Annotated in this window: 5 protein-coding genes and 1 pseudogene; 4 read left to right on the top strand and 2 right to left on the bottom strand. The window is 62.2% G+C overall.

Features of this window, described 5'->3' with window-relative positions; all coding sequences use genetic code 11:
* Positions 1–411: pseudogene (locus ACTJKE_RS36455) on the bottom strand (IS110 family transposase); the annotation flags it as partial.
* A gap of 126 nt (positions 412–537) precedes the next feature.
* Positions 538–2,082 carry a flavin-containing monooxygenase gene (locus tag ACTJKE_RS36450; protein WP_440693893.1) on the bottom strand — a complete coding sequence of 515 codons (1,545 nt, stop codon included), beginning with the start codon at positions 2,080–2,082 and terminating at the stop codon, positions 538–540.
* Between the two features lie 180 nt (positions 2,083–2,262).
* Between ACTJKE_RS36450 and ACTJKE_RS36445 the strand changes: the two genes are divergently transcribed.
* The 4 genes from ACTJKE_RS36445 to ACTJKE_RS36430 all read left to right on the top strand — a co-directional run bounded on the left by ACTJKE_RS36445 (position 2,263) and on the right by ACTJKE_RS36430 (position 5,840).
* Entirely contained in the window at positions 2,263–2,691 is a 429-nt protein-coding gene (locus ACTJKE_RS36445) for a hypothetical protein (protein ID WP_440693895.1), read from the top strand.
* The gene (locus ACTJKE_RS36440) at positions 2,688–4,022 is read left to right on the top strand and encodes a GAF domain-containing protein (RefSeq protein ID WP_440693891.1); all 1,335 of its coding nucleotides are present in this window, start codon (positions 2,688–2,690) and stop codon (positions 4,020–4,022) included. The genes ACTJKE_RS36445 and ACTJKE_RS36440 overlap by 4 nt, the downstream gene beginning before the upstream one ends.
* 318 nt (positions 4,023–4,340) lie before the next feature.
* On the top strand, positions 4,341–4,799 hold the full coding sequence (locus ACTJKE_RS36435; protein ID WP_063891506.1) for a MarR family winged helix-turn-helix transcriptional regulator: 459 nt from the start codon (positions 4,341–4,343) through the stop codon (positions 4,797–4,799).
* A gap of 111 nt (positions 4,800–4,910) precedes the next feature.
* Positions 4,911–5,840: an SDR family NAD(P)-dependent oxidoreductase gene (locus ACTJKE_RS36430; protein WP_440691910.1), complete on the top strand. Its 930-nt coding sequence runs from the start codon at positions 4,911–4,913 to the stop codon at positions 5,838–5,840.
* Positions 5,841–5,945: the final 105 nt, after the last annotated feature.

The following is a 5,945-nucleotide window of genomic DNA, read 5'->3' as shown; positions in this document are numbered from 1 at the left end:
GTCGTCGGCCCGACCTTGAGGCCGAAGCCGCGCAGGATGCCCCGGATGCTCATCTCGATGTCGTGAAGCTTACCCTGAATGAGCTTGCGGGCGGTCAGCAGTGCACGCACCTCCTGGGCGGCCAGAGATTTGCAGTGGACCGGTCTGAACCAGCCAAGCCGCATCAACTGCGCAATGCCCCGGGCGTCCTTCTTGTCGGTCTTCACCGGCATCGTCTTGAAGGCTGCACGCACGTGGCGCGTCTCGATCAGCTACCATCCCGGCATGGAGCCACTGCGACAGGGGGCCGGCCTCCAGTCCAATGCGCCCCATCGCCACGCCGTGCGCGCCGAACCAGGCGATCAGCGCATCGGGTTCGCTGAGGATCTTCGCTTCCCGGATGATCCGGCCATCCGCATCCACCACACACACGCTCGAGTATTCACGACCACCGGCCCTTCAAACCTGCCGGGCCGGGTTCCGCCCGTTACACCATCTTAGAAGCACATAACGAGAACAACGATTGCTCGATAGAAGGTCACCTCGCCGCCGCTCTTGTCAGGCTGCTGTTCGTGTCATGCGCGAGCCGACGAGCCGGCGCACCGACTCCTCCTCTGACGTGAAGCAGCCATCCTGGATTGCGCCGAAAGCGGCCGCGGCGGCCCAGATCTTGGCGGATGCGCCCAGATCTGCATCGGGCCCCTCGAGCCGGAATGAGACCGGTGACAGCGGCCCGAACAAAAGCGGGCGCTGGAGTTCCGGCCACGCGACGAGATCTGGCTCGACGCCGGCATTGCGCGCGAACATCAAGGCGGCGACGTGCATCGGCAGGCTCGGCTGGCCGGAGCGCATCGCTCGAACCTTCTCGACGCCCGCCCACATCGTCTCTAGTGAGGGCAAGGGCTGCCGCCCTGCAAAGCAATAGGCGATCCAACGCGCCTGCAGTTCGAGGACCGGAAAATAGGGGCCGATGAGGTCGTAAAGACCGAGGAAGGCAAGCCTCGGAAGGTCCGGGTGGAACGTGTGGTCGTGGAGGTCGAGATGGTTACCATCGTGGCCGATCGTCTCGGAGATATCCCTGCTTAGCCAGGGAAGCGACAGGCGATAGCCCGTACCGAACAGCAGGCCATCCGCCTCGAAGGCCGAACCGTCCGAGAAGCGGACCGTTCGGCCTTCGAGGCTTTCGATCCAGGGGCGCACCGCGATCCGGCCCTCCGCCACTGCCGGAAGAAAGTTCTGCGATTGTGAAATGCCGGCCGCGAAGATGTTCTCGGCTGCCGCCGGTGCACCGAACTGGTCCGGCCGACCGGCGGCCTTCACGACGGTGGACTTCATGCCCGCCGCCAGTTCTTCCGGGGGCAGGACCTCCCCAAGAAGGGCTGCCGCGCGGGTGAACATCACATGGTCGGTCGGGACCCCGGCAATCATCTTCGGCAGGACATAGCGTTGGCGATGGTTGGTCGAAACCACTTCCGTCGCGCCGCCGAATGCTAGGTCGGAGGCAATTTCGAGCGCGCTGATGGAGCAACCGGCCACGACGACCTTTCGCCCGCGATATCGCTCCGCACCGGCATATTGCGCGGTGTGCGTAACCCCGAGCGCGCCGTCGAAGGACTTGAGACCGGCGAGTTCCGGCACGTGCGGAAGATTGTGGCGGCCGGTCGCCACGATTACCTGCCGGAAGATCTCAGCCCGCGTCGTTTCATCGGAAGCCGAGCGGATGAGCCAGCCCCCTTCCGCCGACCGCTCGAGCCGCTCCACCCGGTTGCCGAGGCGCAGATGCGGCAGCAGGCCGAAAGTAAAGGCGTAGCGTTCCAGGTAATTCAGCATCTCCTCCTGCCGGACATAGGCGGGAGTGCCCGGCGCATGGTTCAAGTCGGAAAACGCCGTCGTAATGCGGCTTGTGTTCGTTCGCATGCCGGGCCAGGTGGCGCTGGTGGCGGATGCGGAATTCCACTGGCCGCCGAGGCGTGGCGCCGCTTCGATGATTGTCGGCACTAGGCCGTGGGCGCTGAGCCACCGGCTCGCGACAAGGCCACCGGGACCGCCGCCGATCACGGCGACGGCGTTTTCGGGCATTCTTACTGGGCGATTATCTTGCATGTCGGGCCTCCTGTTTGCTGCCGCTTTCTTTAGCCGGCTCGCGGGAGGCCGTTTCCTAAAAGCTTCTTAAGCGGCGAAGCGGGAATCCTAAAACTTGCCTAATTGCTGTAAGGGTCAAGCCAAGGGGGACCAATACCGATGATCGACGAAAACTTGGCCCGCTTCATAGAAAGCCCGGTGATGCAGATCATCGGGACGGCCGATGAGGCGTTGAAACCCGAAATCGGGCGCGGGGCGGGGGCCTGGGCGTCGGCCGACCGACGCGTGATCCATCTGGTGCTGTCGGGCTGGCAATGGCCGGGAACCGTGGCCAATCTCAAGACAAACGGACGTGTTGCCATCACTTATTCGCGGCCGGCGGATTACGTCTCCTATCAGATCAAGGGCGAGGCGACACTCCGCGCCGCGCAAGTCGAGGAGATCGAACGCTCCAGCCGTTATCTCGTCGATATGGTATCCACGCTGATGCGGCTCGGAGTTGCCGCAGAGATCATCGCGCCGTGGCTGTCCAACCGCGACCCGCTTCTTGTCAGCATCGCGGTGGCAGAGATCTTCCTGCAGACGCCCGGCGCCCTTGCCGGCACCAGGCTTTGGAGCGCGGCTACGTGACGCTCGGTCTTCTCAATCTCGAGGCTTGCTTCGAAGGGGTCGTGCCGTCGATCATTGCTACCGCCGACGGCAATGGCGTTCCGAATATCTCCTATCTTTCGCATGTCGCCATGGTGGACGGCGATCATGTCGCGCTCTCGAACCAGTTCTTCGCCAAGACATCGGCAAACATCCGGCTCAACCCGCAGGCGGCGCTGGTTGCCGTGGATGCGCGAAACGGAGCCCAGTTCCGCCTGGACCTCGCCTTTGCCTATTCGCTCGACGACGGGCCGCTCTTTGAGCAACTGTCGCGGCATCTCGACGCCACGAGTGCCCAGGTCGGCATGGCGGGCATCATGCGGCTTCGCGGCCTCGATGTCTTCCGAGTGCTCAGGATTGAAAGCATCCGATCGACGATTGAGCCCGAACGGAACCCCTCGCCCGCGCGCGATCGCCTGGTGGCGGCGGCCCGCGTCATCGAAATGATCGCCGCTGAAAGCGATGCCGCCGGCATCGTCGATGCGACGCTCGGCGGCATCCGATCCTGGCTCGGCTTCGAGCACGGCCTGTTCCTCGAGCTCTACGAGGAGCGGCGCCAGCTCGTCACGATCGGCAGCCTGGGCTATGCGCCATCCGGTATCGGCTCGGACGTCGAGCTCGGCCAATGTGTCATCGGCGCGGCGGCAGAAAGCGGCAGCATCGTCAAAGTCAGCGACATGAGCCGCGTGCGTCGCCTCAACGCAGCGGTGCGCGACTCATCGAGCGATGAGAACCGCACCCGGTCGATCGTGCTGCCCGGAATGCCGGATGCGATGAGCCAGATCGCAGTGCCGCTCATCGTCGCCGGTGTCGTTCGTGGTGCATTGTTCTTCGAAAGCCGTGCGCGACTTGCATACACCAAGGCCGACGAGGCGGCACTGTCGATCATCGCCCGGCAGGCGGCGCTGGCGCTCGCCTTCAGCGAGCGGAATTCCGAGGAGGCGGAAGTGGGCCGTCGAGCGGTGCAGCTTTCGCCGGCTACCGACAGGACCATTCACGTCGCACATCACCGCTTCGACGACAGTATCTTCATCGACGGGAACTATGTCATCAAGGGCGTGGCCGGGCGATTGCTCGCTTTCATGCTGGACCAACATCTCACGAGCGGACGCAACGAATTCACGAACAGGGAAATCCGCCTGGACAGTGGGCTGCGCCTGCCGGATTTCAAGGACAACCTCGAAACACGGCTACTGCTCTTGCGGCGCCGGCTCGAAGAAAAGCGGCTGCCGATCCGCCTCATCCGCCTCGGGCGCGGGCGGATTGGGTTTGAGGTAGAGGGGCGTGTGCGCCTGAGCCGGGAAGGCGCATGAGGCTCTTCGCGACGTTTTTGGACATGCCCTTCCACGGTCCCCTCAAGAGCCAAACCTTGAAACCCCTCCTCGCGTTGAACAGGTTCGAACCTTAGTACCGGCGATTGCCGGGACTTCATGTCACTACTTGACCCGGTCGTAGCCTGAAGTTGCAAAGTACCAGTTTTCAGGAAATGTTTCCACTGGAACCGATTTTCACGAGCGGGTATTGAAATTCATGGCATTGCAGACCGCGCGGAGCTGGAGCGCAGGGTTTCGTATCCTCCTTGAAACGCGATACTGGTTGACTACATGTTGTAGATGCATCATCGAGAGACTATGAACCTGCGTTCCCTACCCGACGATAGACGAGCAATGCTGCGGGAACTGGAAGATGCCTGCGTAATTTCGCGGGCGCGCCTTATCTCACGCGTCATGACCAACATCTTCGACGAGGAACTGCGGCCGTTCGGCCTAGTGTCGTCGCAACACACCTTACTCGGTTCAATCATGCGGATGGGCGTCGCGACGCGTGCCGAAATCGGCCGAGCCAACTGCCTCGATCGCTCCACCTTGACGAGAAACCTCAAGCTGATGCTGGACGCGGGATGGATCGAAGAGGTCCCCGACAAGGTTCAAGGTCGTCAGCGCCCCCTTCGGCTGAGCAAAGCTGGCGAAGACCTGCTGTTTTCATCCATGCCGGCCTGGCGGGCGGGGCAGGAACGAGCGTCCAAGCTGCTTGGGCAAGCAGGCTTGAGCGCAATCAAGACCGTCGCGGACGACATTCCGCGCGATTAGCCGGAATCTGAAATTATGGTATTGCATATACAACACTGCTTCCTATGTGTTGTATATGCAGCATTAGGACGCCGCGGAGCGCCTGATGCCATTATCGAAAGGAGAAATGCGATGACAACGATTCTGGTGACCGGTGCAACCGGAGATACGGGGCGTCCGACCGTGAAGGAACTGCTGAAGAAAGGCCTAAAGGTCCGCGCCCTCGCTCGTCGGGAGGACGCTCGCTCGCAGGAGCTGGCCAGTCTGGGTGCCGAGATCGTTTATGGGGACATCACCAGCCTGCGCGATATGCGGCTGGCTTTCGACGGCGTCGACCGCGCTTACTTCTGCTATCCCATTGCCGACGGTCTCGTGGAGGCGGCAGTCATCTTCGCACAGGTGGCGAGAGAGCAGGGCGTCGAGCACATCGTCAACTTGTCCCACAAGCAATCCAGGCCCGACGCGCGCAGCAAGGTGACCCAGAACCATTGGCTTTCGGAGCAGGTGTTCAAGTGGTCAGGCATCCCGACGACGAACTTGCGCATCACCTTCTTCGCCGAGTGGCTCCTCTACATCTCGACATTCATCCAGCGCGGCCGCTACGTCATGCCATTCAACAAGGATGGCCGCTTTGCTCCGCTGGCCGCGGCCGATACGGCGAAGATCATCGCCAACATCCTGGAGAAACCGGAAGGCCACGGCGGCCAAGCCTACCAGCTGCACGGCCCGAAGGAGTATAGTCACGAGGAGCTCGCAGCAGAGGTTGGTCGGGTCCTCGGAGTCGATCTGCCCTTCGAGCAGCTTACCGTATCGGCCTTTCTGGAGCTCGCGGGGCTCGAGGATGACACCGTCTTGCGGCGGCACTTCGAAGCTGCGGAGCTGGACCAGCAAGAGGGTCTCCTCGCCGGTCTCGATGACATCGGCACGAAGATTATTGGTGGCCCGCTGATGACCGTAGAAGCTTTCGTCAACGCGAACCGGGCGCGCTTCGTCCGTGAAACGCAAACGTCACTCGACCGAAATGAGAATCCTGTGCGTTTTGGGGCGGATATATCAGGGTGACTAATCCAGGTCGCTAACCGGGGCGATCCGGAACGCATGTTTCGGAGCTGCATCGTCCACCTCGAAAATGCCATGGCTTTGCGATTAATTCACCGGCCACTGAGC

Source organism: Ensifer sp. 22521 (assembly GCF_052044795.1).
In the GTDB taxonomy this organism is placed as follows: domain Bacteria; phylum Pseudomonadota; class Alphaproteobacteria; order Rhizobiales; family Rhizobiaceae; genus Ensifer.
The sequence above is the reverse complement of the archived record's forward strand: the minus strand, read 5'-3'. Positions and strand labels throughout refer to the sequence as shown.

Bases quoted from the DNA above. Each gene is read 5' to 3' on its own strand.
- ACTJKE_RS36450 (WP_440693893.1), bottom strand. From the start codon at position 2,082: ATGCAAGATAATCGCCCAGTAAGAATGCCCGAAAACGCCGTCGCCGTG.
- ACTJKE_RS36445 (WP_440693895.1), top strand. From the start codon at position 2,263: ATGCAGATCATCGGGACGGCCGATGAGGCGTTGAAACCCGAAATCGGG.
- ACTJKE_RS36435 (WP_063891506.1), top strand. From the start codon at position 4,341: ATGAACCTGCGTTCCCTACCCGACGATAGACGAGCAATGCTGCGGGAA.
- ACTJKE_RS36430 (WP_440691910.1), top strand. From the start codon at position 4,911: ATGACAACGATTCTGGTGACCGGTGCAACCGGAGATACGGGGCGTCCG.